Genomic DNA, 21530 nt, shown 5'->3' with positions numbered 1-21530 from the left:
AACGGGCCACCAAGGCGGACGCCGGGTGTGACGAAGGGGTCCAGGACAGTGCCAGGCCACTTCGAAGGGGGGAGCCGCGACGACGTGACGCCGCGTGGTCAGGCGGTCGTGTCCCTCAAGTCCTCGACCCCAGGGACCCCGAGGTCTTCCAGGAAGAAGGCTGCCAACTCCGCACGCCCACCGAGCCCGGACTTGCGGTAGACCGCCACCGCGTGCTGTCGCACCGTGCGTTCGCTGCGGGCAGTGACCTTGGCAATACGTTTGTGGCTGTGCCCCTTGAGGAGCATGAGCGCAGTTTCCCGCTCGGCCGGGGTGAGGCCCCAGCGATCGAACTCGCCGCCGATGGCCTCCCCCAGCCCACTGAGCGCACGCGCGGCCTTTTCGCGCCAGACGTCCCGCTCCGCGCGGTGTCGCTCGAGCGCCCCTTCCAAGGCGCTCACCTCCCGTGAGGACTGGAACCAGCCCCTCGCCAGATAGCTGGCCGCGCCGAGGCTCACAACGACCATGAGCACCTCGAACAGCACGTGGGCGCTGAGCAAGGTGTCCGGTTGATCCAGGATCAGGTCGATGACGCCCCCCACCATGATGACGAGGAACGCGGCCGCCAGGATCAATTGGATGCGCGGCGGCGCCACCGGCTCGGATGCAGGCATGGGGTACGCTGCGTCAGACGGTCGTCACCCAGTCGCGCAGGATGCGCTCCGTCTCCTCGGAGTGCCCGCTCTCGTCGCGGACCATGTCCTCGAGCTGGACGGCCAACCCCTTGTCGCCGTACGCCTCCGCCTGCTGGGCGCGTTCGGTGTAGTCCGCGGCGGCGCGGCGCTCGGCAGCCAGCACCGCCTCCAGCATCTCCCGATTGGTCTTGGCTGGCGGTACCGCGCGCGGAACCGTGGTCGGCTCTCCCCCGAGCGCGACGATCTTGTTGGCCAGGTACTGCGCGTGCAACTGCTCGTCTGCGACCTCGGTCAGATAGAACTGGGCGAGCTGTGGTCGGTAGGGACCGGTCGCCTTCGCCGCGTACGTCAGGTATTGGATGATGGCGCCCAACTCGCCAGCGAGGTCCTCGTTCAGGTTCTTGATCAGCGTAGCCTTGTCCATGCGCTCCGTCCTCTATGGTCTCGTGCGCGTTCGCGTCACGCGAACGGCGGTTCGTCTCGATGGTTGAGTGCAGAAGCGGACCCCGGAGGTTCCCGTAGGGTCCTTGGTTCGATCTTCAATCGATCCCGAATGCGCTCCAGGATGCGTGCGTCGACGGGTTCGGATGCCAACGTCGCGCAGACGGTACGCGCCCCATCCAAAGCTTCGAAGGTGGCGCGGCACCGGTCGCACACCACCGCGTCGGGCAACGGGAAAGGGGCCCCTCGGTCCAGGGCGCCCTGTCGCACGCTCAGCAGATCCGCGCACTCGCGGTCGGCGGTCTCGCCAACCCGGTGCAAGGCCCCCGTGTGGCTCGCGAGCGCCGCAGCGACCTTGAGGCGGGCCCGGTGCACACGGGTCTTCACCGTGGCCACGGGGGCGTCCAACACATCCGATACCTCGGCGAGGGACAGGCCCTCGAGGTCTTTGAGCATCAACGGGAGCCGGAAGTCGGGGGGAAGCGACGCCACGGCCGCTCGCAGCGCAGCATCCCGATCCAAACGTTCCAACTCCGCCAGCGGATCGGAGGTGCCTTCGCTGACGAGCTGCCTCACCGGCGCGCCTTCATCGGGAATCAGGGCGACGAACCGTCGGGGCTCTCCGGCCCGGCGCCGCTCCAGGCGCTGACAGGCACGCGTCGCGATCGTGTAGAGCCACGTCGATTCCGCCGCCCTGCCTTCGAAGGCGTCCCAGGCAGCAAGCGCCCGCAGGAACGTCTCCTGAACCAGATCCTCGGCCGAGTCCGGCGAGTCGCACACGTGACGCCCCAGGCGGAGAATCCTGGGGGCGTACGCGTCGAACATCCTGGAGACCGCTGCTTCAGCCGATTCTCGGTCCTGCGGAGCGTTCATCCCCCCACCCTACCGACTCGGTTCGACCCCTTCAAGGTGCCGGGCTCGACGGCCGGGAACCCCCGGAGCCGCCTATGTCACCTACGTGATGGAGCCACCCAGAGGGCGGTGGTCGAACCGGGATGAGGAGGGGAATCATGAGGTACGGTCGCAGACTTCGGCTGACGCTCCCGCTGGTGGGCGTCTTGGTGGCTTCGGGCGTCCTCGCTGCCTGTGACGACGACCCGACCACGTCCAGTTCCGAGCCGCTCACGGCCGACGTGATGGCGGTCCTGGAAGAGGCGATCCAGGACGAGTATCGGGCGGAGAACATCTATCTGCGGGTGCTGGCCGATCACGGCGACGTCATTCCGTTCCGGAACATCGTCTATGCGGAGGAGCGGCATTCGCAGGCCCTGGGTTGGCTCTTCGTGAGCCGGGGGCTCGCCGTCCCGCTCAGCGATTGGGATCTCGGGAACGTCCCCACGTTCGGCACGGTGGCGGAGGCCTGCGCGGCCGGGGTGATCGCCGAGCAGGAGAACATCGCCATGTACGACGACTTCCTCGCGGAGACCCTTCCGGCGGACGTCCGAACCGTGTTCACCAACAACCGGGCCGCCTCCTTGGATCGGCACCTGCCCGCCTTCCAGGCCTGTTCCTGAGCCAAGAAGGCCGGGGCCTCCGTCATTTGCCGGACGGCGTGTCAGGGGCTCCCCTCCACGCCGACTCCGGCATCTGCCGGATGGCTCCAAGTGGTGGCTCTGTAGAGCGTTGGGCACGCAGGACGGCGCGAAGTGAGTTGAGCGGACGGGGGCAATCCATGGAGGCGAACCGCTGATGCTGGCACTGCTGCTCGTGTCGGGGCTGGCCCTGTCGCCCCCGGATACCGTGGTGCTGGATGTGCAGAGCGCGCTCGGGCGAGGGCTGGATGCCTCGCCGATTCTGGCCGCGGCCCTTCACCGGGCGGACGCGGTCGCGGAGCTGGCCGCGCAGGCCAGGGCCTGGCCCAACCCCCACCTGGGGCTGGCCGCCGAGAACGTGGGGCAGCAGTCCGCGTTCACCGGGCTGACCGGCTGGGACGGCCTGGAGGGGCAGGCGGTGCTTACCGCGCCCCTGCCCTTGGGGTGGGAGCGTTCCGGCAGCATCCGCGTGGCCCGCGCCGAGGACCGCATCGCGCAGGCGGGAGGTGAGGTGGCCGAGTTGCAGGTCCGGGCCGCGCTCATCGCCCAACTGGGCGCCTTTCTCCGCCAACAGGCCCTGGTCCAGACGGCCCGCGAGGAGCTGGGAACGCTCACCCGCATCGCCGAGGCCTTGTCGCTCCAGGCGAGCGCCGGCCGAGCGCCCACCGGGGACGCCGCCCGAGCGCAGTTGGCCCGTGTGATGGCCGTCACGGGTCTGGCTCGCCGGGAGGCCGAGTTGGCGCGCAACTCGGCGGAGTTGGCACGGCAGCTCGGGTTGTCTCCCGATACGCCGCTCCGCATCGAGACGGAGCCCTGCGATCGGTCCACCGCGCCGCCCACCGGTATGCCCGGCGTGGAGGCGCCCGAGCTCCGCATCGCCGAAGCGCGGGTCGACGCCGCCCGCGGCTACGTCGTGACGGCGCGCGGCCTTGCCCTCCCCGACCTGGAGCCGCAGCTCGGCCTGCGCCGCACAGGGGGGCAGACCGGGTTCTATCTGGGGCTCTCCACGCAGTTGCCCCTGTTCGATCTGGGAGCGAGGCGCCTCTCGGCGGCTCGGGCCCAGGAGCAGGCCGCCCTGGCCGACCAGGAAGAGCAGGCGTCGCGCTGGGTGGCGGGACACGCGGCCGCCCTGAACACCCTGGCTGTGCTCCAAGCGGCGGGCGAGAGCTTCGGGCAGCAATGGCGTCTGGATCTCGAGCAGACCGTCACCGCCGCCGAAGCCCGCTACGAGCTCGGAGAGGGCACCCTGGTCGAACTGCTCGACAGCCGCCGTGCGCGCTTGCAGGCACTCGACGACTACCACGCCTGGCTGGCGGAATGGTGGGGTGCCCGCACCGACCTGGCGCGCCTGGAAGGACGACCGCTGGACGCGTCCTTGCTCTGCACCGACCCCCTCCGGGAGATCCCATGATGACGTCCCCGACGTTGCGCCGCGGCGCGCTGCTGGTCGCCACCCTGTTGGCTGCGTGTGGCGGCGCTGAGCCGGCGCCCGAGGCTCCCGAGGCGCTGCCCTCGGGCACCATCCGTCTGAGCGATGCCCAGATGCGGGCGGCCGGCATCGCAAGCGCACGCATGGAGTCCACCACGATCCGCCAACCGGTGCGGGTGCCGGGCTCGGTGCAGAGTCCGGATACGGCGCAGGTGGCCATCGGATCGGTGGTGGAAGGCCGCGTGGTCACGGTGCACGTGCTTCCGGGAGACGCAGTGCGGAAGGGGCAGCCCCTGGTCGAGATCCACTCCCACGAGCTCGCCTCCGCCGAGCGGGACCTCTCGGCCGCCGAAGCCGAGCGCACCTTCCGTAGCAACGCGCTGGAGCGCTCCGAGAAGCTCTTCCAAGCAGGAGCCGTTTCGCTCGAGGAGGTCGAGCGCCGGCGAGCGGACTTCCAGGCCGCGGACGCCGAACTCGTGCGCGCCACCGAGATGGTCGAGCACCTGAACCCCTCGTCGAGGGGGAACGTGACGGCGGTGGCGCCGCGCAGCGGGACGGTATTCATGGTGCACGCCAAGCCGGGTGAAGCCGTCCTGCCGGGCACGCCGCTGCTGGAGATGGGCTCGACCGACGCGCTCTGGGTGACCGCCTTCGTGCCGGAAAACACGTCCAGCGCGCTCGCGGTTGGAGACGAGGTGACCGTGCGCTTCCGCTCCGTTCCGGGACTCGCCGTGAGCGCGCGTCTCATCCGGGCCAGCGACTTCGTCGATCCTACGAATCGTTCGGTGGAGATGCGCTTCGCGCTGAACAGCATCCCGGAAGGGGTGCGTCCAGGAAGCTTCGCGATCGTGGACGTGACCACCAGCGAGGCGTTCCAGGGCGTGGAGCTCAGTGAGGACGCCGCGGTGCGGATGGGCGAGGAAGACGTGGTCTTCGTTGTGGAGTCCCCCGGCGTATTCCGGGCCGTCAACGTGGTCGCCGTTCCCGTCCGGGACGGTCACGTCGCCGTGCGCGGGCTACCCGCCGACGCGGAGATCGTCACCCAGGGCGCGTACTTCCTGAAGGCAGCACTCGAAGTCTCCGCCGGAGCTGAGACCGGAGACGGCGCATGATCCGCAGGCTCATCGAGTTCTCTCTGCGGCAACCTTTCTACATCGCCGGCGGCATGGCAACGCTGGCGGCGGTGGGGCTGTATGCGTTCGCCACCCTTCCCTTCGAGGCCTTCCCGGATCTGACCGCCAACTCCGTTTCCGTCATCGCGGACGCACCGGGCACGGCGCCGCAGGACGTCGAGCAGCTCGTCACCTATCCCATCGAACGGTCACTGCTGGGCCTCCCCAACACCGAGTCGGTGCGGTCGACCACCAAGTTCGGTCTGGCGATGACGCAGGTGGTCTTCGAGGACGGAGTCGATCCCTACTTCGCACGGCAGCTGGTCGCCGAGCGGCTGGCCAATCTCAGCGGCGACCTTCCCGAGAACGTCAGCGTGAGCATGGGGCCCGTGGCCACGGCCATGGGCGAGGTCTACCAGTACGTGCTCGCCTCTGAGGATGCCCGGGTCTCCGCCACCGACCTCAAGACGCTCCAGGACTACTCGATCGCACCTCAGCTGCGCACGGTCGACGGCGTCGCCGAAGTGAATTCGTGGGGAGGTCTTACCGAGCAGTATCACGTCATCGTCGAGCCCGGACGTCTCATCCAGGCCGGGCTCACGCTCGCCGACGTGGAGCAGGCCTTGGCCGAGAACAACCGCAACTTCGGGGGCACCTACACCGAGACGCGTGGGGAGCGTTTCATCGTGCGGGGCATCGGTCGCTTGGGCGGGGTCGACGATCTGGCCGATGTGGCGGTGGCCACCCGGGACGGCGTCCCGATCCACATCCATGACATCGCCACCGTTACGCGAGGGGCGCTTCCCCGCCAGGGAGCCGTGACGATCGACGGCGAAGGGGAGGTCGTGGCGGGCATGGTCATCATGCGCAAGGGCGCCAACGCGCTGCGCGTCCTGGAGCGCGTGCAGGAGCGGATCGATCAGATCCTACCGACACTCCCCGAAGGCGTGCGGCTCGTACCGTTCTACAACCAGGGCCGGCTCGTCGAGCAGACCACCCACACCATCGAGAAGAACCTGCTGCTGGGCGGCACCCTGGTGGTGATCCTGCTCTGGGGCTTCCTGCGCAACATCGCAGCGTCGGTGCTGGTCGCGCTGGTCATCCCGCTCTCGATGCTCTGGGCTTTCGTGGCGATGCGTCTGTTCGGGTTCTCGGCGAATCTGATGAGCTTGGGCGCTCTGGACTTCGGCCTCCTCGTGGATGCGTCGGTGGTGGTGGTGGAGAACGTGATGCGGAAGGCCTCCGAGGACGACGGCGAACCGGCGCTGGAACGCATTCGGCACGCTGCCCTGGAGGTCGCGCGCCCGGTCTTGTACGGCATCGCCATCATCATCGCGGTCTACATCCCCATCCTGGCCCTCCAGGGCACGGAGGGGAAGATGTTTCGCCCCATGGCGTTCACCGTCGTCGCGGCGATCCTCGGCTCACTGCTGCTCTCCTTGACCTTCGTGCCGGCGGCGGCCGGGTGGTTCCTCACCACGGCCAAGGAGGTCCACACGCCCCGCTTCGACCGACTGCGCGCGCGCTACCGGAGCGGGCTCGCCCGTGCCGTCCCCCACCCGGGGCGGGTCACAGGGATCGCAGGTGCGCTGTTCTTGTTGGCCCTGCTCAGCGCGACGCGTCTGGGTACGGAGTTCATGCCCCGTCTGGACGAAGGCAGCGTGCTGGTCCAGGGCATTCGCCTCCCGTCGACCGCGCTGGAGCAGGGCACGCGTTTTTCAGGAGCGCTCGAGCGCGCGCTGACCGGCCTTCCGGAAGTCGAGGTCGCCGTGTCCAAGCTGGGCCGACCCGACCTGGCCACCGAAGCGATGGGCACCTACGAGTCGGACACGTACGTGATGCTCAAGGAGCGCAGTGAATGGCGGCGCGGTGGCAAGGACGCCCTGCTGTCGGCCATGGACAGCGCGCTGCAAGACATTCCCGGCCTCGAATATGCATTCACACAACCGATCCAGATGCGTCTCGACGAGGCGGAAACAGGCATCACCACAGACGTGGGCGTGAAGATCTTCGGCGACGACCCCGACGTTCTCGCCGACCTGGCGGCCCGCGTCGAAGGGGAGATCGCGCGCGTCGATGGTGCCGCCGACGTCAAAGTGACCGCGGCCTCACGGGTCAAGGAGCTGCGGCTCGACGTGGATCGTACCGCGCTGTCACGGTACGGACTCAGCACCTCCGACATCGGTCACCAGGTAGAGATGGCCCTGGGGTCCTCGGTCGCCACCCATGTCGTGGACGGGCCGCGGCGCATCGGCGTGGTGGTCCGCATTCCGGGTGGCAACGCCATCGACCCGGTGCTGATGGCCCAACTCCCGGTCGCCAACGGTCCCAGCGGCCTGGTCACACTGGGTTCGGTCGCCGATCTGGGTGTCCAGGAGAGCCCCGAAGCGTTCGCGCACGAAGGCGGACAGCGCATGGTGGTGGTCGGAGCCAACATCCGGGGCCGGGACGTGGGTAGCTTCGTCGAGGAGGCCGCGGCGCGTCTGGCGGAGCGGGTTCCGCTTCCGTCCGGCTATCGCTACGAGTGGGGCGGTCAGTACCAACACCAACGTACGGCCATGCGCCGGCTGGCGCTCCTGGTTCCGGTGAGCATCCTCGCCATCTATCTGCTGCTGTTTTCGACGTTCGGCAGCATTCACCAGGCACTACTCATCATGTTGAACGTGCCGTTCGCCATCGTGGGCGGCATCGCCGCGCTGTGGCTGGCGCGGCTCAACCTGAGCACCTCCGCGTTGATCGGCTTCATTGCCGTGTTCGGGATCGCAGTGCTCAACGGCGTGGTGATGGTGAGCTACATGAACCAGCTCCGCGAGCGCGGGGCATCACTTCTGGACGCAGTGCTCGACGGCGCGGCCACACGACTCCGACCGGTACTCATGACAGCCCTGGCGGCCAGCCTGGGCTTCGTTCCCATGGCGCTATCCACGTCCCCGGGTGCCGAGTTGCAGCGCCCGCTCGCATCGGTGGTCATCGGTGGCCTCATCACGGCCACCCTCCTCACTCTGTTCGTGCTGCCCACGGTGTACTTCTGGCTCGAGCGCTGGATCGCGCGCAGTGCTCCGGCCTGGCTCCGGAGAAACGAGAAGCCGGACCCGGAGCCCGTCAGCGAGCCGTCACCAGAGGAAGAGATGGTCATGGTGGGGGTGGAGTAGTCGCCCCGTCGGAGCTGAAGGACCCGTCCGAGCCCAGGGACGCTCGTCGGCTCAGCCGCCGGGAGACGGATCGGGCGCCGCGCCTTTCCAGATGCGCTCCCACTCCTTCCTGAGGGCGTCGGGGACCTCGTGGGTCCGCGGCAACGGGGAGGCCTCCCAGGGATCCGCAACCAGATCGTAGAGCTCTTCCGAATCGTCGCCGTTGCGGATGTAGTGCCACCGATCCTGCGCGACCGACTGGAGTGGCCCCTTCTCTACCGGGCCCTCGCGGTCTCGATATGGGGAGGGATTGAGCTGGGACCACGCGACCCACGCCCGCTGTGGCCGCCACTCCTTCCCGGACCAGGCCTGCCGCAGGGACGGTCCAGGAAAGGGCGCGTCGTTCAGGTCGAGCAGATCCGCGATGGTGGCAGGGATCTGCTGGAGAGAGACAGCGCCCTGGACATGCCGTCCCGCGGGTACCGTTCCAGGGAACGCCACCACGAGGGGAACACACACGAGGGGACAGTAGAGACTTCCCTCGTGGCCTTCGAGTCCGTGATCCCCGATGTGTTCGCCGTGATCGGCCGTGACGATGACCAGCGTTCGATCGAGAACTCCGCGGGCAGCGAGTGAATCCAGCAGTGCACCGATGGCGCTGTCGATGTTGGCGATGGCGCTGTCGTACCGGTCGATCCGATCCCTGCGCGCCGCCTCCCCCGCCTCACTCCCCGACGGTCCGATGTCCACATCGGAGAGGGACTGTGCCCGGAAGCGTAGATAGTAGGGATCGAAGCGCTCGTAGGGACCGTGCGCATCGATGTAGTTGAGGAACGCGAAGAACGGGCGCGTGCCGATGTCGTCCAACCAACTCAGCAACTCGGCGTTGACGTCCTGGGCGATCTTGCGGCGGTCGAACGCCATCCCACCTGGCCAGCGCCGCGCCTGCCGGTTGACCACGCGCAGGAGGCGGGACGAGCCCATGACCTCGGGCACGGAGATCTTGAAGTCACGATAGGTGGAGAAGCCGCGCTCCAGCCCGCTCCCCCGCGCCGTGTATCCGTAGTTCGCCACGAACCCGCCCGTGGTCCACCCGCGCGTGCCCAGGGCGTCGGCCAACGTCGGGAAGGCCCCGTCCAAGGGCATGTCCCAATCGGCAGACAGCTCGTGCGTCGCCCGGCCGGTCAGCAAGGAAGCATGCGAGGGCAGCGTCCAAGGCGCGGGCGCCACGGCCAGATCGAACACGGTCCCCCGTGACGCCAGTCGCTCCAGCTCGGGCGTTGTGGTACGCGGGTATCCATACAGGCTGAGGCTGTGGCGCCGCGTGGTGTCCAGGACCAGCAGCAGCACGTTGGGCGCCCCCGCCGGTGCCGGTTCCACCCGCTCACGCGCCCGCGCTTCGCGCACGGCGCGGATAGGGTGTTGCCACAGGAACGCGACTACGGCCACCAGAATCATGGGAAGGCCGAGGGCAATCAGCGTGCGACGCAAGCGGGCGCTGTCACGAGCCACCCAGGGTGCCACCCGTGAAGCCACGCCCGCGGCCAGAACGAACAGCGCCCAGGGATGGATGCCGGACTCCCACGAACGCAGGACCGTCCACAGGCCCAGGGTCACCAGGACACCCAGCAAGGCCGAGCGGGAAAGCCCCTCTGACCCGGCCGCGCGCACCGCGATCGCGAGCAGTATCGCGAGAACGACAAAGAGAAGCGCCAGCCCGGCAGGCGCCATCCACAGGTAGTCCGGATTCGGGGGGTTCGCGAAGACGCCGTTCAGCGCTCGATGCGAAAGCACCGACCCGGCCTCCAGCACGCCCGCTGTCAGTCCCAGCACCACGGCGCTGGCCAACCCCATGCCGACCCCGGCGTGAGGGGGCGACCCCGCCACCCGCTCTGTCAGCCGAGCCAAGCGTGCTCGCCAGTGACGTGCGGTGGCCAGCGCGGCGGTCGCCAGGACCAGCAGCAGGCTGACCCGATGGGCCAGCCCGGCCCAAGCGCCCTGGTAGCGCTCCAGCGCCACCCCTTTGCGCCCGGCCATCAGCCGCTGAACCGCCGTGAGCCCGCGGCCCGCATAGGCCTCGGAGATCAGCCAGGGGACGAGGGCGTAGGCGACCACGAGCCAGAGGACGAGGATCACTCCCGCGACAGTCGCCGGGCGCACTCGTCCCCCGCCGGAGAGCTTGAAACGCTGTGGGGGCATGTCTCACCGTACCGCTTGGGGGAACCGCGGGTCAACGCCGCCGCTTCCCTACCCACTGCGCGCCACGCATACTCCGGGCCACGCTCTCTACGTCGGGGCCATGCCTTCCTCCTACCGGCGAACCGCTCCATGGGGCACCTGGTGTTCGAAGCCATCCTGCAGATCGAGCCCGCCGGTGGGCTCTCCGAGGCGCTGGCCACCAGGCCACTGCTGGCGCTGGCCACGCTCTTCGGGGCGGGGCTGCTCACCAGCCTGACGCCGTGTGTCTATCCGATGATCCCGATCACGGTGTCGGTGATCGCGGGCACGGCCCGGGAAGGGCAATCGCGAGGTCGCACTGTGGCGCTGACGCTGACCTACGCGCTGGGAATGGCCCTCCTGTACGCGTTGCTGGGCGCGTTGGCGGGCGTGACCGGGACCCTGTTCGGCACTGTGAGCGCGAGCCCCTGGGCACTGCTGGTGGTCGGGAATCTGCTTCTCCTGTTCGCCCTCACCATGCTCGATGTGCTCCCCGTCCCCGTGCCTCGTCGACTCATGCAATGGGCGGGTCGGCAGGAGGGCGGGAGCTTCCCGGCCGTGTTCCTGCTGGGCGCGACCTCCGGGGTGGTCGCGGCGCCCTGCGGCGCACCGGCCTTCGCGGTGGTGCTGACCTGGGTGGCCGCGACCGGGGCGGGCCTGATGGGATTCGTCTATCTGTTCGTCTTCTCGCTCGGGATGACGGCCCTGCTGGTGGTGGTGGGCATCTTCTCGGGCACACTGGCCCTGTTGCCGTCCTCCGGTCCCTGGATGGTTTGGGTCAAACGCATCGCGGCATTGCTCATGATCGCCATGGCCCAGTACTACTTCGTGAAGGCCGGATACAACCTGTAGCACACCCGCATCCCGCCCGGCTCGTCTGGGCAGCGCCGCCCCCCTGAGGAACCTGGAGCCCCGTTCGGGCGTTCGAGGAAACAGACCCGGGGCTTCCGAAGCCCCGTCCCCGCGACCTCCACCCGCAGCGAAGGAATCGACCCACTGATGAGAGCTCGTCCGCTGTGGCGTTTGGCGCTGTTCTGTGGCGCCCTCCTGCCCTCCGCCCTGTCCGCCCAGTCCTCCGGGGTGGGCCCTTCGCTCGGTACGCCGGCCCCCGCCGCGACCTTGGAGGACCTCGACGGCAACGCCGTGGATCTGCTCCAGTACACGCGCGGCAAGCCGGCGCTGATCGAGTTCTGGGCGACCTGGTGCGAGAACTGCGAGGCGCTTCAGCCCCAACTCGATCGCATCCATGATGCGTACGGAGACCGTGTGGCCGTCGTGGCGGTGGCGGTGGGCGTGTCCCAGTCCCTGCGGCGGGTGCGCCGCCATGTGGAGCAGCACGAACCCGGCTACCCGTACCTGTGGGATGGGAAAGGAACCGCCGTACGCGCGTACGATGCCACCACCACATCCGTGGTGGTGATCCTGGACGCCCAGGGGAAGGTGGTGTACACGGGAGTTGGCGCCGACCAGGATCTGCTGGGCGCCATGGCTGCAGTCGCCGGCAGCGACTGACACCTGGTAGCACCCTCGAGTAGGCAACGCCTCGGCGGGTTGATCGGTCGGTTGCGCGGCGCAGCCGCATCGAGTGCGCGTAGACGGCTACAACAACAAACCGGCCCGGCAGAGCTTCACGCTCGGCCGGGCCGTCGTTCCTGGGGCCGGTCGCCGCCGCTCGGGGTCAGCTCTCCGGTTCGGGAGTCACCGCGTCGATCATGGCCTGCAACTCCTCGTAGGCCTGTGGATCCACCTGGTTGAATTGCGGGATCACACCCGTAATCCGCCCGTCCGGGCCCACCACGATGACCGTGCGGCTATCGATGTTGCCGGTGTCCCGCAGCCCACCTCCGTACGCCTGGTAGGTCGCACCCTGGTGAGCTTGATCACTGGCGAACAGGAACGGGTAGTCCGCGTCCTTGAGCCAGGAACGCAACTCTTCCTGCGAGTCGTTCGAGATTCCGATGAGGACCACGTTCTGGCCCCCGTGAAACAGGCTGGCGTACTGATCACGGTACGCATTCATTTGGACTGTTCAGCCACGCGTCCTGACTTTGAAGAAGAACGCCAGCACCACAGTCTCACCGCGGTAGTCACTCAGCCGAACGGGTTGATCCAGGGCCCCGAAGCGGGTCGCTCCCGGTAGCGCGAAGTCGGGCGCCATCTGGCCGACGGCCAGCAGTCCCGAGCCCGTTTGCTGGGCCGCTGCAGGAGCGGCCTTCCCCATGCTGAGCGCCCCCGCGAGGAGTACGAACGCTGCGAATCGGCGCATCCGGGCTTGCTCCTCGGTGGAAGGGACGACGTTGGTATTCCTGGCCCGTACCCTACCGAGCAGCGAGCGGTCCGCGCCAGGGCGCGTCCGAGTGCGGAGGGGCCTTCCCTGGGGGCATGAGGGTGGAACCGCCCGAACAGCGCCTTTGGAGGTAGGAACCCGATCCCCTGGCGAGGCCTCCCATGCGAACCCTGACACAACTGCTCCTCCTCGCGGCCCTGGCACCGCTCCTGGGCGCCTGCGACACCGGCACCGGCCCCGACTCGGGAGGCCCGGACCTGACGGGCACCTGGACCGGCACCTTCGGCGCCAGCACAACCGTGCGGATGGTCCTGCGTCAGTCGGGCAACGACGTGTCGGGCGACTTCACTGCCGGCTCCACCACCCAGTCCCTGACGGGCACGCTGGATCCCGCGACCGGTGTCTTCAGCTGGGGCACCGCGGCGGACCCCAACACCTGTGTGAGCTGGGGCAGTAGCGGGCTGCAGCTGGCCGAACAGGCCAGCGCGCTGAGCGGCGTGGCCCGGCGTGCCCAGACCTCCCAACCATGCGGCTCAGGACGGGTCTCGGTCAGCCAGGGCACCATGAGCCTCAGCCGGGCCTTCTGAGGACGGTGGCCCTGGCGAAAGAGGCCCCGCGGGTGCCGACTGGCCCGGGCGGCGGACCTTCGCATATTGCGCCCATGAACGAGTCCGCGCCCGACATCACCCGCCTCGTGCTCGAGTGGCGTGAGGGAGACGAAGCCGTGCTCGAGCAGCTGATGCCGCTCGTGTACCGGGATCTGCATGCCCTCGCTCAGCGCTACCTGCAAAACGAGAAATCTGGACACACGCTGCAGGCCACGGCCCTCGTCAGCGAGCTCTATCTCAGAGTTGCGGGCTCCGACGTCGCCTGGGAAGGGCGCGGCCACTTCTTTGCCGTGGCCGCCCGCACCATGCGGCGGATTCTGGTGGACCACGCCCGCAAGCGATCGCGGGAGAAGCGCGGCGGGGGGCAGGTCGGCGTCACGCTGCACGAGGATCTGGCAGCGGACGCACGGCCCGACACGTTCCTGGACCTCGACGCCGCTCTTCAGCGCTTGAGCGAACTGGACGAGCGCAAGGCAAAGGCGATCGAGCTGCTCTACTTCGGCGGTCTGGGCTACGAGGAGATCGCCAAGGTCCTCGACGTGTCTCCCGCCACCGTGCACCGCGATCTCCGCATGGCGCGCGCCTGGCTCTACCGTGAAATCCACGGGGCCGAGGGCTAGGCGCGGTCTTCATTCACAGACTGCGCCCTCGGAGTTGTCGACGACGCCAGATCAGGTAGAGCGCCGGAATGACCACCAGCGTCTGTAGGGTGGCGCTCACCATGCCTCCGACCATCGGCGCCGCGATCCGCTTCATCACATCCGCCCCCGTGCCGTGACTCCACAGGATGGGCAGCAGCCCCGCTATGATGGCGGTCACGGTCATCATCTTGGGCCGGAGGCGCTCGACCGCTCCTTCGCGCACCGCTTCCGCCAGATCCGCCTCCGACGCCATCCGTCCTTCCTCCCGATGTCGACGGTAGGCCTCATCCAGGTAGATGAGCATCACGACACCGGTCTCGGCGGCGACCCCGGCGAGTGCGATGAAGCCGATCCACACGGCGACGGACGTGTTGTATCCGAGCATCCACAGGAACCACACGCCGCCAACCAGAGAGAGAGGCACGGCCACCATGACGATCCCCACCTTGGCGGCGTTGCGGAAGCTCAAGTAGAGCAGAAGGAAGATGATCGCCAGGGTGATGGGCACCACGATGCGCATCTTCTCGGTGACGCGTTGCATGAACTCGTACTGGCCGCTCCACACCACCGTGTACCCGGCGGGTAGCGTGACCTCGCGACTGACCGCTGCTTGGGCATCCCGTACGTAGCGCCCCACGTCTCGCTCGCCGATGTCCACGAACACCGTCGCGACCGGGAACGCGTTCTCCGTCTTGATGGCCATGGGACCCTGGACCACGTCCACTCCCGCTACCTGCCCGAGAGGGATCTGCGCACCCCCAGCGGGAATCAGGACCTGACGAAGCTTCTCCACGTCGTCCCGCAGCTCACGCGGGTAGCGCACGTTGACGGCGTACCGCTCGCGCCCTTCGACGGTATACGCAGCATCTACGCCGCCGATGGTCGACACGACCGCGTCGTGGATATCGCCCACGTTCAGGCCGAAACGTGCCGCGTCGGGTCGGTGCACGTCGATGTCGACGTAGTAGCCGGAGACTCCGCGCTCGGCGAATGCGCTACGCGTGCCGGGCACCCGCGCCACCACCTCCTCGATCCGCCGTCCGAGCCGCTCGAGCTCTTGCAGGTCGGGACCGAAGACCTTGATCCCCACCGGTGTCCGCACACCAGTGGCCAGCATGTCGATCCGGCCCTTGATCGGCATGGTCCAGGCGTTGGTCACCCCGGGCAAACGAACCTTCTCGTCCATCTCCGCGACGAGGCGATCGTAGGTCATTCCTGGACGCCACTCGGATTCGGGGCGCAGTGTGATGGTCGTCTCGAACATCTCCAGGGGTGCCGGGTCCGTCGCCGAGTTGGCCCGACCGACCTTCCCCAACACGCGCTCGACCTCCGGGACGCTAGCGAGTATGGAGTCCTGGTGCTGCAGGATCTCGCGCGCCTGCGCGATGGACACGCCCGGAACCGTGGTGGGCATGAAGAGCACCGAGCCCTCGTGCAACATGGGCATGAACTCGCTTCCCAAGCGCCGCCAGGGCAGTACGCTCAGAGCCACCAGCGCCAACGCGCCCAGCACGACCCACCAGGGGCGGCGGGTCGTGATCCGAATCACGGGCTCGTAGGCGCGCCGGAGCACCCGGTTGACAGGATTGGAGCGCTCGGGGCGAATTCGCCCTCGCACCAGGTAGCCCATCAGCACCGGCACCAGCGTGATCGAGAGCAGGGCCGCCCCCGCCATCGCGAAGGTCTTGGTGAAGGCCAGGGGCCGGAACAGGCGACCCTCCTGCTGCTCCAGCACGAACACGGGCAGAAACGAGAACGTGATGACCAGGAGCGAGAAGAACAGCGGGCCTGCGACCTCCCGGCAACTCTCCCGCACGATCTGCCAGCGGTCGGACGGGTCGCCGGCTCGTTCCAGGTGCTTGTGCATGTTCTCGATCATCACGATGGCCGCGTCGACCATCGCCCCGATCGCGATGGCGATGCCGCCCAGGCTCATGATGTTGGCCCCCACGCCGATCCAGCGCATCACCAGGAATGACGCCAGGATGCCGAGCGGCAAGGTCAGGATGGCCACGAACGCCGAGCGCAGGTGAAGCAGGAAGAGCACCGCGATCAGCGCCACGATCAGCGATTCCTCCACCAGCTTCTCCTGCAACGTACGGATGGCGCGCCGGATGAGATCGCTGCGGTCATAGGCCACACTCAGGCGCACACCGTCCGGGAGTCCGGCCTCGATCTCGCTGAGCCGCGCCTTCACGGCGGCGATGGTCTCGTAGGCGTCGGCACCGAACCGCATCACCACGATGCCGGACACGGTCTCGCCCTTGCCGTCCAGATCGGCGGCCCCCCGCCGCGGGGCAGGTCCTGCCTGCACGCGAGCCACGTCCGCCACACGGATGGGCGTCCCGCTTTCTGTGGCCCCCACGGCGACGTCACGGATGGCGTCGACGTCTCCCAGATAGCCCAGGCCGCGGATCATGTATTCGCGCCCACCCATCTCCAGCACGCGCGCACCGATATCCACGTTGTGCGCCCCGATTGCCTGGGCGACGCGTGTCACTGGAATCCCGAAGGCGCGCAGACGCTCGGGGTTCACCTCCACCTGGTATTGTTTCTCGAATCCCCCCACGCTGGCCACTTCTGACACACCAGGGACGGCCGTGAGTTGATAGCGGATGAACCAGTCCTGGAGGGCTCGCAACTGCTGCAGGTCATGCCGATCCGACTCGAGGACGTACTGGAAGATCCAGCCGACGCCCGTGGCGTCGGGGCCCAACGCCGGCTCGACCCCACTCGGCAGCTGGCGACGGATGGCGCTGAGATACTCCAGCACGCGCGAGCGGGCCCAATACACGTCGGTCCCGTCCTCGAAGATGACGTAGACCAGGGAGAGGCCGAAGAAGGAGAAGCCCCGCACCACGCGCGCGCCCGGGACCTTGAGCATCTCGCTGGCGATGGGATAGGTGATCTGATCTTCGACGATCTGGGGCGCTTGCTCCCGGAAGTCCGTCTGCACGATCACCTGCACATCGGACAGGTCGGGGATGGCGTCGAGCGGAGTCGTCATCATGGCTCGGAGGCCACCCAGCGCCAGAGCGACCGCTCCGAGCAGCACGAGGAAGCGGTTCGCCAAGGACCAGTCCACGATACGGTCAATCATGTGTGTGTCCCGTATCGGCCGCTGGAGCCATCGGAGCGGGGTCCGCCCCGTGCTGCATCCCCGGCATGCTCCCGCCCGTCGCCCCCAGCCGCGATTCCGCGTCGATGAGGAAGTTCGCGGAGCTCACGATTTCCTCTCCCTCGGTGAGTCCTGACAACACCTGAACCAAGGGATCGGCCTGAGCGCCGAGCACGACCTCCCTCGGCGTCAGCATGCCCGACGCTTCGTGGACGAAGACGAGGCTCCGTTCCCCCGTGACGATGACCGCGCTGACCGGTACCACGATCTGATCGTCCCCCAGGCTCGCGTCGAAGAAGACCGTGGCGAACATCCCCGGCTTGAGCCGGAGATCCCGGTTCGGCAGCGTCACCCGGACTGCGTTGGTGCGCGCGATGGCATCGACCGTCGGATAGACGAAGCTCACGTTCCCCATCCGGTGCTCGCCCGGATACGCCGAGACCTCGATGTGCGCCTGCATGCCCTCCCTTACGAGCTGCAGGTCCCGCTCGAAGACCTCCCCCTCCACCCAGACCTCGGACAGATCCGCGACTCGATAGAGCAGCTGCCCCGGCTCGACCCGTTGACCTTCGATCACGGGTTTCTCCAGCACGACTCCGTCGACGGGCGCTACCAAGGCGAGCGTCTTCGTCACGGCTCCGGTCTCTTCGAGCGCCTGGATCTGCGCCTCGCTGATGTCCCAGTAGAGCAGTCGGCGGCGGGCCGCGTCCACGAGCGCCTGCGCTTGGGCCGCGGCTTCGGAAGCGGAAGTGCCCACTCGATCTCGCAAGCGCCGGGCGGTGAGCAGCTCTTCTTGGGCTGTAACCAGCTCGGGGCTGTAGAGACCGAGGAGCGGCTGACCTCGACGCACCGGCTCGCCCGTCGTGGCTACCCACAGCCGCTCGACAAAACCAGCCACCTTGGGGGTCACGTCCTCCCACCCCGACTCGCGCGCCTCGATGCGTCCCACCGTGCGAATCGTGCGAGTCAGATCCTGTCGTGCGACGGTCAGGTAGGAGACGCCCAGGGCGCGTTCCTGGTCGGGCGTGAGATGCACCGCCTGCCGCACATCGGGCGCACCTCCCCCGTGCTGGGAATGGTCCATCTCTCCCATGGACGCCATCGGGTCTGCTGTCTGCTCCGACGGCTCCTCGCCACGGCACGCGAGCAGCACGAGCAGCGCCACGACGGACCAGGTTCTCTTGCTCATCGCGATTCTCCTCCCAACGGTCCCGCGATGGCCTCGATTCCGGCCACAGCGATCCAGTACTCGACGATTTGACGGAGACGCTCCAGTTCCGCGGTGCTCGCGGAGATCTGGTCGTCCAGAAGGGTGTCGTAGTCCACGCGCCCGACCCGGTAGGCGGCCAGTGACGACTCCACCGCTGCTTCGGCTTGCGGGAGCACGGAGCCGCCATACAGGCGCTCCAGGCTGGCGGCGCGCTCCGCTTCTGCGCGCAGCTCGATGATCCGTGCGTAGGTATCTGCATCCAGGGCGCGTTCTCGGGCACGCTCCACCTCTACGAGCGCCTCGGCCTCACGCTGCAGCGGTCGCTGGCGTTGCGAGGGCCACACCGGCAGGGCAGCCCCGACCATGAGGGACGCCATGTCCCCGAAGTGCGGTCGCTGGCCGTAGCCCAAGCGTACCGTCCACTCCGGCAGCCAGGCGCGCTGGGCCAGCGTCCGGGTCGCCTCGGCGGCACCGGCTCGGGCGCGAGCCCCCTGTAGTGCCGGACGCCACGACCGCGCCCTGGCGAACAGCGTGTCTCCGTCGGGAAGCACGCCGCGCGGTTCGGGGAACTCCACCGCGTCGATCGGGCTGTGGTGCTCCCGCCCCCGGAGCGCGTTCAAGCGGGCGACGGCGGCGACGCGCTGCTGTGACAGCATCTCCAGATCGGCGGTCTTGCGCGCAATCGCCACCTGAGCCTGCAGAACGTCCCGCTGCGTGCCCTCGCCCACCCCGTAGCGCGACTGCGCTACCTCGAGCAGGTCCCGAAGCCGCCCTTCCGTGCGTCGCTCCACCTCGATCGCGCGATCGATCCACCCGATCCGGACGTATGCCTCGGTGGCCTGTGCGCGTAGGACCGCCGCCCACTCGTCGACGTCCCAGCGAGCCGCGTCCGCCCGTGCGGCAGCGCCTTCCCGTTGCGCAGCGCGCACTCCGAACCAGGGCACGCGCTGCATCAGTTCCACCTGGTTCATGGTCATGGGTTCCGAGCTGCCCAGGTCGCTCAGGCTACGATTCATGAACCCGAACGAGAGCACGGGCTCAGGGAGAGCAGCGGCCGAGGAAGTGCGTTCTGCCTCCGCGGAGGCCCGTGAACGCTGCGCATCCAGCGTCGGATTGGAGGCGAGCGACTCCTCGATCACCTCGGCCAGCCGCAGCGTGTCCGCGCCGACTCGCGCCCCGGGGGCGTCCTCTCTCCCGCTCCGCAGTCCCCGGTCAGCGGAGTGCGCGGATCCGGGGATCCACAGAACGCAACACACGCCGGCCAACACGGCGCGACCGGCCAAGACAACAGCAGTAGGCACGGAACTCCTCCATGAGAACCGAGAACTCTCCGCCGACACCGGTGTGCAGCGGAGCACGCCCGCTGGCCCAGGGGAACCCAGGCCCGCGCGCGATCAGACCAACCGAGCGGTCAGGCTCTGGGAGGAGGAGTGGGGTGGGCGCCCAGATTGATCTGGACGCTCCAGGAGGGTCCGTAGGTGGCACCGACCAGCGCGATGGCGAGTCCGGGCACCTCGGCCGCCGCAGGCGACGGAACCCCTGAGTAGCAGTGCAACATCGATGTGCAATGGGCCCCGTCCGAGGGGACTCGGGACTCCGGACAACACGCCGGACCGCTCTGGTCCTCGTCGTGGTGCGAATCGACGAGCGTGCCGGGGGCCCCAGCATGGTGGTCCATGGCCATGGCGCCGTCCGCTGCCCGGCCCTCCGCCGCAGCCATGGCGCTGGCGGCGCAATGCCAGGGCTGCGCCGCCCCCATGAGCTGCGGAGCGAAGGTCAGCAGAACCAGCAGCGGCGGGAATCGCCAGCGACGGTTTCGGACCATATCTGAGTGTACTGGCTCGCGGCGGCGGGAGGAAGTCCTTGGGCCGGCTAGTCCAGGAATCGTGGGCGCACGGCCGCATCCGGCACGCGACAGGATTCGTAGCGCGTGAACCACCGGTACCGGTTGCGGGCGAACCCGTCGTAGAGCCGGTCGCGCAGTCCGCGGGGAAGGACGCGGAGCAGCCCAGCGAGCCGCCATACGCCACCGAGATGAAGGGCCAGGCGAATGGCCCCCTCACTGCGCACCCAGACGCGCTCCTCCTGCCCATTGGCGGAAGACTCCACCAACACCAATGAATCGACGTCGCGGAGCTCGGGGTGCCTCTCGAGGACGGACGCTGCAAAGGTCCCCTGCAACGGCGCAAAGCGGACCGAGCCGCTCCGGTCGCGCGCCAACACGAACCGGACCGTGCCATCGCAGAACCCGCAGAGCCCATCGAACAGCAGGATCGGGCCACCCTGCGGCGGCGCCCCGGTCACGACCCTTCCGTCCCAGGGGGCATATCGATGCGGAACAGTCCCGCCGCGGTCCGCCACTTCACGTTCTCGACGGCCGAGTCGGGAAGCTCGAGGGTGTCGAGGAACTTCACGTACGGCCCCATGCCGACCAACGGCCAGTCGCTTCCATACATGAGCTGCTTGCCGGGGTCGCCCATGTACAGAATCATGTCTTTGACCCGTTGTACCAGGTAGCGCTCAAACTCGTACGTGAAGTTCCCGAGCGTGAGTCCGGAGATGTCCGCGTATACGTTGTCGTTCTTGTAGAGCACCTCCGCCGTGTCCTGAAACCACGGATTCCCCAGGTGACAGATCACGAACCGCACGTCGGGGTAGTCCACTGCGACGTCGTCGACCAGGAGCGGATGCGCCATGCGTACCTTGGCGTCGCGCGCATACGTGTCGCCGCAGTGGATCATGACCGGCACATCGTACTTCGCCGCCAGTCGAAACACGGCCTCCAGTGACGGATCGTTGATGGGATACTTGTCGTACCCGGGGTAGAGCTTGATGCCCTTGACGATCCCGTCCCGGATTCGCTCCTCCATGTGAAAGAGGTCCGTGCGCTGCTCGTGGCGCCACTGCAGCCCCTCCACCACGGTGGTGCGCGGGTCCGCCGCCAGAGCCTCGACCACCTCCTCGACGCTGGGGCGGTCCACGTTGGTCTTGTAGGACGTCAGGACCACGGCGTGGTCGATGCCATGGCGAGCCATCTCCTCGAACAACTCCTGGGCGTTCTCCCGTGTAGGGCGACCCGGATTCTCGGTGTAGTTGTTCAGGTGGACGTGGCAGTCGATCAGCATCGGCG

General features: G+C 68.1%; 20 protein-coding genes. 8 read left to right on the top strand and 12 right to left on the bottom strand.

Features of this window, described 5'->3' with window-relative positions; translation table 11 throughout:
• Nucleotides 1–98 precede the first annotated feature (98 nt).
• From R3E10_12500 to R3E10_12490, 3 genes are read right to left on the bottom strand one after another with little or no spacing between them, the layout of a single operon-like run.
• On the bottom strand, nt 99–653 hold the full coding sequence (locus R3E10_12500) for a LuxR C-terminal-related transcriptional regulator (protein MEZ4416559.1): 555 nt from the start codon (nt 651–653) through the stop codon (nt 99–101).
• 13 nt (nt 654–666) lie between these two features.
• The gene (locus tag R3E10_12495; protein ID MEZ4416558.1) at nt 667–1098 is read right to left on the bottom strand and encodes a ferritin-like domain-containing protein; all 432 of its coding nucleotides are present in this window, start codon (nt 1096–1098) and stop codon (nt 667–669) included.
• 35 nt (nt 1099–1133) lie between these two features.
• The gene (locus R3E10_12490) at nt 1134–1988 is read right to left on the bottom strand and encodes a sigma-70 family RNA polymerase sigma factor (protein MEZ4416557.1); all 855 of its coding nucleotides are present in this window, start codon (nt 1986–1988) and stop codon (nt 1134–1136) included.
• A 137-nt stretch (nt 1989–2125) separates the two neighbouring features.
• On the opposite strand from R3E10_12490, the gene R3E10_12485 reads away from it, so the two are divergent.
• The 4 genes from R3E10_12485 to R3E10_12470 all read left to right on the top strand — a co-directional run bounded on the left by R3E10_12485 (nt 2126) and on the right by R3E10_12470 (nt 8340).
• Nucleotides 2126–2629 carry a DUF2202 domain-containing protein gene (locus R3E10_12485; protein ID MEZ4416556.1) on the top strand — a complete coding sequence of 168 codons (504 nt, stop codon included), beginning with the start codon at nt 2126–2128 and terminating at the stop codon, nt 2627–2629.
• A gap of 175 nt (nt 2630–2804) precedes the next feature.
• The gene (locus R3E10_12480) at nt 2805–4058 is read left to right on the top strand and encodes a TolC family protein (protein ID MEZ4416555.1); all 1254 of its coding nucleotides are present in this window, start codon (nt 2805–2807) and stop codon (nt 4056–4058) included.
• Nucleotides 4055–5188, top strand: a complete 1134-nt coding sequence (locus tag R3E10_12475; protein ID MEZ4416554.1) for an efflux RND transporter periplasmic adaptor subunit — start codon at nt 4055–4057, stop codon at nt 5186–5188. The genes R3E10_12480 and R3E10_12475 overlap by 4 nt, the downstream gene beginning before the upstream one ends.
• On the top strand, nt 5185–8340 hold the full coding sequence (locus R3E10_12470; GenBank protein ID MEZ4416553.1) for a CusA/CzcA family heavy metal efflux RND transporter: 3156 nt from the start codon (nt 5185–5187) through the stop codon (nt 8338–8340). Before R3E10_12475 ends, R3E10_12470 begins: the two co-directional genes overlap by 4 nt.
• A 51-nt stretch (nt 8341–8391) precedes the next feature.
• On the opposite strand, the gene R3E10_12465 is transcribed toward R3E10_12470, so the two are convergent.
• Entirely contained in the window at nt 8392–10518 is a 2127-nt protein-coding gene (locus tag R3E10_12465) for a sulfatase (protein ID MEZ4416552.1), read from the bottom strand.
• A 129-nt stretch (nt 10519–10647) separates the two neighbouring features.
• Between R3E10_12465 and R3E10_12460 the strand changes: the two genes are divergently transcribed.
• Nucleotides 10648–11388 carry a cytochrome c biogenesis protein CcdA gene (locus R3E10_12460; protein MEZ4416551.1) on the top strand — a complete coding sequence of 247 codons (741 nt, stop codon included), beginning with the start codon at nt 10648–10650 and terminating at the stop codon, nt 11386–11388.
• A 147-nt stretch (nt 11389–11535) separates the two neighbouring features.
• On the top strand, nt 11536–12048 hold the full coding sequence (locus tag R3E10_12455) for a TlpA disulfide reductase family protein (GenBank protein MEZ4416550.1): 513 nt from the start codon (nt 11536–11538) through the stop codon (nt 12046–12048).
• Between the two features lie 166 nt (nt 12049–12214).
• On the opposite strand, the gene R3E10_12450 is transcribed toward R3E10_12455, so the two are convergent.
• Nucleotides 12215–12556, bottom strand: a complete 342-nt coding sequence (locus tag R3E10_12450) for a redoxin domain-containing protein (GenBank protein MEZ4416549.1) — start codon at nt 12554–12556, stop codon at nt 12215–12217.
• A 9-nt stretch (nt 12557–12565) separates the two neighbouring features.
• Nucleotides 12566–12802 carry a redoxin domain-containing protein gene (locus R3E10_12445; GenBank protein ID MEZ4416548.1) on the bottom strand — a complete coding sequence of 79 codons (237 nt, stop codon included), beginning with the start codon at nt 12800–12802 and terminating at the stop codon, nt 12566–12568.
• Between the two features lie 182 nt (nt 12803–12984).
• Between R3E10_12445 and R3E10_12440 the strand changes: the two genes are divergently transcribed.
• Nucleotides 12985–13410, top strand: coding sequence for a hypothetical protein (locus tag R3E10_12440; GenBank protein MEZ4416547.1), 426 nt, complete (start codon nt 12985–12987; stop codon nt 13408–13410).
• Between the two features lie 74 nt (nt 13411–13484).
• Nucleotides 13485–14051: a sigma-70 family RNA polymerase sigma factor gene (locus R3E10_12435; GenBank protein MEZ4416546.1), complete on the top strand. Its 567-nt coding sequence runs from the start codon at nt 13485–13487 to the stop codon at nt 14049–14051.
• 13 nt (nt 14052–14064) lie between these two features.
• Here the strand turns inward: R3E10_12435 and R3E10_12430 are convergent, their stop codons facing one another.
• From R3E10_12430 to R3E10_12405, 6 genes are all read right to left on the bottom strand, one after another.
• Entirely contained in the window at nt 14065–17172 is a 3108-nt protein-coding gene (locus R3E10_12430) for a CusA/CzcA family heavy metal efflux RND transporter (protein MEZ4416545.1), read from the bottom strand.
• Nucleotides 17165–18379: an efflux RND transporter periplasmic adaptor subunit gene (locus R3E10_12425; GenBank protein ID MEZ4416544.1), complete on the bottom strand. Its 1215-nt coding sequence runs from the start codon at nt 18377–18379 to the stop codon at nt 17165–17167. The genes R3E10_12430 and R3E10_12425 overlap by 8 nt, the downstream gene beginning before the upstream one ends.
• On the bottom strand, nt 18376–19701 hold the full coding sequence (locus tag R3E10_12420; protein ID MEZ4416543.1) for a TolC family protein: 1326 nt from the start codon (nt 19699–19701) through the stop codon (nt 18376–18378). The genes R3E10_12425 and R3E10_12420 overlap by 4 nt, the downstream gene beginning before the upstream one ends.
• 110 nt (nt 19702–19811) lie before the next feature.
• On the bottom strand, nt 19812–20225 hold the full coding sequence (locus R3E10_12415; protein MEZ4416542.1) for a hypothetical protein: 414 nt from the start codon (nt 20223–20225) through the stop codon (nt 19812–19814).
• A 47-nt stretch (nt 20226–20272) separates the two neighbouring features.
• The gene (locus R3E10_12410) at nt 20273–20704 is read right to left on the bottom strand and encodes a DCC1-like thiol-disulfide oxidoreductase family protein (GenBank protein ID MEZ4416541.1); all 432 of its coding nucleotides are present in this window, start codon (nt 20702–20704) and stop codon (nt 20273–20275) included.
• A complete protein-coding gene (locus tag R3E10_12405) occupies nt 20701–21525 on the bottom strand; it encodes an amidohydrolase family protein (protein ID MEZ4416540.1) in 825 nt (274 codons plus the stop codon). Before R3E10_12405 ends, R3E10_12410 begins: the two co-directional genes overlap by 4 nt.
• Nucleotides 21526–21530: the final 5 nt, after the last annotated feature.

The sequence above is a fragment of the Gemmatimonadota bacterium genome (assembly GCA_041390105.1).
GTDB lineage: Bacteria > Gemmatimonadota > Gemmatimonadetes > Longimicrobiales > Gaopeijiaceae > JAGQIF01.
This window is presented reverse-complemented; position numbering and strand designations above follow the sequence as displayed.

What these genes read in the sequence shown, in the direction of transcription:
- R3E10_12440 (MEZ4416547.1), top strand. Translation starts at nt 12,985, where the DNA reads ATGCGAACCCTGACACAACTGCTCCTCCTCGCGGCCCTGGCACCGCTC.
- R3E10_12490 (MEZ4416557.1), bottom strand. Translation starts at nt 1,988, where the DNA reads ATGAACGCTCCGCAGGACCGAGAATCGGCTGAAGCAGCGGTCTCCAGG.
- R3E10_12495 (MEZ4416558.1), bottom strand. Translation starts at nt 1,098, where the DNA reads ATGGACAAGGCTACGCTGATCAAGAACCTGAACGAGGACCTCGCTGGC.
- R3E10_12415 (MEZ4416542.1), bottom strand. Translation starts at nt 20,225, where the DNA reads ATGGTCCGAAACCGTCGCTGGCGATTCCCGCCGCTGCTGGTTCTGCTG.
- R3E10_12425 (MEZ4416544.1), bottom strand. Translation starts at nt 18,379, where the DNA reads ATGAGCAAGAGAACCTGGTCCGTCGTGGCGCTGCTCGTGCTGCTCGCG.
- R3E10_12435 (MEZ4416546.1), top strand. Translation starts at nt 13,485, where the DNA reads ATGAACGAGTCCGCGCCCGACATCACCCGCCTCGTGCTCGAGTGGCGT.
- R3E10_12500 (MEZ4416559.1), bottom strand. Translation starts at nt 653, where the DNA reads ATGCCTGCATCCGAGCCGGTGGCGCCGCCGCGCATCCAATTGATCCTG.
- R3E10_12405 (MEZ4416540.1), bottom strand. Translation starts at nt 21,525, where the DNA reads ATGCTGATCGACTGCCACGTCCACCTGAACAACTACACCGAGAATCCG.
- R3E10_12455 (MEZ4416550.1), top strand. Translation starts at nt 11,536, where the DNA reads ATGAGAGCTCGTCCGCTGTGGCGTTTGGCGCTGTTCTGTGGCGCCCTC.
- R3E10_12450 (MEZ4416549.1), bottom strand. Translation starts at nt 12,556, where the DNA reads ATGAATGCGTACCGTGATCAGTACGCCAGCCTGTTTCACGGGGGCCAG.
- R3E10_12480 (MEZ4416555.1), top strand. Translation starts at nt 2,805, where the DNA reads ATGCTGGCACTGCTGCTCGTGTCGGGGCTGGCCCTGTCGCCCCCGGAT.
- R3E10_12430 (MEZ4416545.1), bottom strand. Translation starts at nt 17,172, where the DNA reads ATGATTGACCGTATCGTGGACTGGTCCTTGGCGAACCGCTTCCTCGTG.
- R3E10_12475 (MEZ4416554.1), top strand. Translation starts at nt 4,055, where the DNA reads ATGATGACGTCCCCGACGTTGCGCCGCGGCGCGCTGCTGGTCGCCACC.
- R3E10_12485 (MEZ4416556.1), top strand. Translation starts at nt 2,126, where the DNA reads ATGAGGTACGGTCGCAGACTTCGGCTGACGCTCCCGCTGGTGGGCGTC.
- R3E10_12465 (MEZ4416552.1), bottom strand. Translation starts at nt 10,518, where the DNA reads ATGCCCCCACAGCGTTTCAAGCTCTCCGGCGGGGGACGAGTGCGCCCG.
- R3E10_12460 (MEZ4416551.1), top strand. Translation starts at nt 10,648, where the DNA reads ATGGGGCACCTGGTGTTCGAAGCCATCCTGCAGATCGAGCCCGCCGGT.
- R3E10_12445 (MEZ4416548.1), bottom strand. Translation starts at nt 12,802, where the DNA reads ATGCGCCGATTCGCAGCGTTCGTACTCCTCGCGGGGGCGCTCAGCATG.
- R3E10_12470 (MEZ4416553.1), top strand. Translation starts at nt 5,185, where the DNA reads ATGATCCGCAGGCTCATCGAGTTCTCTCTGCGGCAACCTTTCTACATC.